The following is a 2,811-nucleotide window of genomic DNA, read 5'->3' on the forward strand; positions in this document are numbered from 1 at the left end:
CGAATATTCGCACAACCATTGGCATTTGACCAGGCAACGAATGTGTAGCACAACCGAAACAAGGATCGTAAGCACGAAATGCCATTTCAATTTTATTTAATACTCCATCGGTAATTTCCGAACCTTTTTTAATCAAACCGCGTGCGGCTTTATTTATTGACATTGAAATTGGAGCGTAATTGTTTGTTGTTCCTACAATTAAATTTGCTCTTTTCAAGATTCCTTTTTCATCTGTAATGTAGTGATGAGTCAAAGTTCCTCGCGGAGCTTCCACAATTCCAACACCTTCAGTTGGAGTTTCGGTTGGTATTGTTCTGATATTTGTTCCGGTTATTTCAGGATCGCGAACTAAATCCAAAGCCATTTCCGCAGCGCTTAGCAATTCAATTATTCTTGCCCAATGAGTTGCAAGTGTTGCATGAACCGGTTTCCCTCCAAGCGTTGAATACATTTTTTCATATTCAGCTTGAGCAAGCGGAGTAGGCATTCCATCGGCTGCATTCAATCGCGAGAGAGGAGTTGCACGATAAACTCCACTATCTTTTCCTTCAACGAATCCTTTCCATCCAACTTTTTTAAGGAATGGGAATTTCAAATAAGTCCAAGATTCAACATGTTCAGCAACTACATCAAGATATTCGTGCGGTGCATATTTTACAAATTCTTTTCCTTCAGGATCAACAACACGAACTTTACCATCATAGAAATTAACTTTGTTGTTTTCATCGACAAGCCCCATTGAATAAATTTTACTCGAGTAAGCATCCGATAAAATTAAATCAACATAAGCTTTGTTTTTCAGAACAACACTTTCAAAAATTGTTTGAGTAAATTTTCCGAATTCTACAAACCATTTGCAATGTTCTTCGATTTGCTTTCTTTCTTCCTCATTAATTCCTCTTGTTACACCACCAACAGTTGATGTAACTTGATGTGTCTGTTTACCCCCAAGGATTTTTATCACTTCCTGTGTTCGTTTTCTCATCTCAATAACTTTCCCGCCAATCTCAAGACCAACTTTTGCTACCACACCAAGAATATTTCTTTCGGCTGCCGGTGCATCGGGTCCAACCACGAAATCGGGTCCTCCAAGTGCATAGAAATGAGTTGTGTGATCGCCAGCGTAAAAAACGTTGTAAAGTAAAGACCTTAATTTAAAAGCTGTCGGTGGAATCTTTACATGAAATACTGCATCACAAGCTTTTGCCGAAGCCATATGATGTGCTTCGGGACAAACTCCACAAATACGAGTTGTAATCCTTGGCATTTCTTCAACGGGACGGCCAACACAAAATTGTTCAAATCCTCGAAGCTCTGGAATTTGAAAATAAGTGTTCGCAACTTCTCCGTCATCGCCAACGAATATATCAATCTTTCCATGTCCTTCTAATCTTGTAATCGGATCAATTTTTATCTGTTTCATTTTTGTACTCTCCTTAGAATTGAATGAGGTAATGAGAATCTGTAAAACGTCCCAATCGGATCTGCAATTTGATCGAGAATTTTTTCTATTTCTTCAGGATCCTGTGCATCTATGACTGAACTTAGTGCACTTATCATTTTTGAACCTTGATCCTGGCAATTCGGAGGATTACCATAACATCCGCGACAAGGAATATTGGCTTTTGGACAAAGAGCACCACATCCATCACGAGTTGCTGGTCCCATGCAAATCAATCCTTGATCGAGTAAACATTCCTTATCATTGGGAAGTATTTCAAAAGGTCTGTAAAACCTTTTCAATTTTTTCTCTTTACGTTCTCGAGGACATTCATCGCAGCAAGTTTTGTCTCCCGCACCAAGAATTGAACCTGCCGGCGGAAGAGGTTTACCACTCACAATGTGTTCAATGACAGCCCAAATTTGATGCGGCTGAGGAGGACAACCTGGAATGTAATATTCAACTTCAACTTCTTGATCCAGAGATTTGACATAATCCCACATCTCGGGAATTTCGATTTCACCTTCGGGCATTTTTGTGTGAGTTACCGGGAAAGTTCCACCATTATTACTCACTGTAGATGGTGAATCTCTATAAACCCAGTTAAAAATTTCTTCCTTAGTAGTGAGATTAGCTAAACCTGGAATACATCCTTCATGAGCACATGAACCGAATGCCACTAAGACTTTCGATTTTGCCCTGAGCAGATGTGCGAGTTCTGCATTTTCAGAATTTCTAATTGATCCGTTGAAAAGACAAATATCGATACTCTTATCTTCCATTGCCTTTACGTCTTTATATTTGAAATCGAGTGCAACTGGCCAAAAGACGATATCAAAAATATTTGCTACATCAAGAATCTTTTCATGAATATCAAGAACAGCTATCTCACATCCGCCACAGCTCGCTGCCCAATAAAGTGCTAATTTAGGTTTCGGCATGATTTATCTCCTTAAAAACTTTCTATTATGCTGCAATTGTATGAACTTGTTTTTTCTTTGCTTTTCCATTCGTGAGCTGTAAAGGTCCAAGCTGACGAATCTCTTCGGTGAATTCATTCACTACTTCTGCAAACCTATCACCTTCGGATGCAGAGACCCATTCAAGTCTCAATCTCTTCGGATGAACTCCAAAAGATTTCAGTAATCGTTTCAGAAAAGGAATCCGACGAATGGTTTTATAATTCCCCTCCTGATAGTGACAATCTCCAAGATGACAACCCATTACAACTACACCATCGGCACCGAGTTCGAACGCCTTTAAAATAAATGTTGGATCGACACGACCACTGCACATTGTTCTGATAATGCGAACATTGGGTGCGGATTTTATTCGTGAAACACCTGCCAGATCGGCACCAGTATATGAAC

The 2,811-nt window shown here is 39.5% G+C and carries 3 protein-coding genes; all 3 read right to left on the bottom strand.

What is annotated here, in order from left to right; translation table 11 throughout:
• On the bottom strand, positions 1 to 1,423 hold a 1,423-nt coding region (locus FJ213_13250), incomplete at its 3' end, for a Ni/Fe hydrogenase subunit alpha (GenBank protein MBM4177118.1).
• The gene (locus FJ213_13255) at positions 1,420 to 2,382 is read right to left on the bottom strand and encodes an oxidoreductase (GenBank protein ID MBM4177119.1); all 963 of its coding nucleotides are present in this window, start codon (positions 2,380 to 2,382) and stop codon (positions 1,420 to 1,422) included. The genes FJ213_13250 and FJ213_13255, both read right to left, overlap by 4 nt.
• A 25-nt stretch (positions 2,383 to 2,407) precedes the next feature.
• A partial coding sequence (locus FJ213_13260; protein MBM4177120.1) for a hydrogenase iron-sulfur subunit occupies positions 2,408 to 2,811 on the bottom strand: 404 nt, incomplete at its 5' end.

The sequence above is a fragment of the Ignavibacteria bacterium genome, from assembly GCA_016873845.1.
GTDB lineage: Bacteria > Bacteroidota > Ignavibacteria > Ch128b > Ch128b > JAHJVF01.

Coding starts and splice junctions, on each gene's coding strand:
- FJ213_13255 (MBM4177119.1), bottom strand. CDS start 2,382: ATGCCGAAACCTAAATTAGCACTTTATTGGGCAGCGAGCTGTGGCGGA.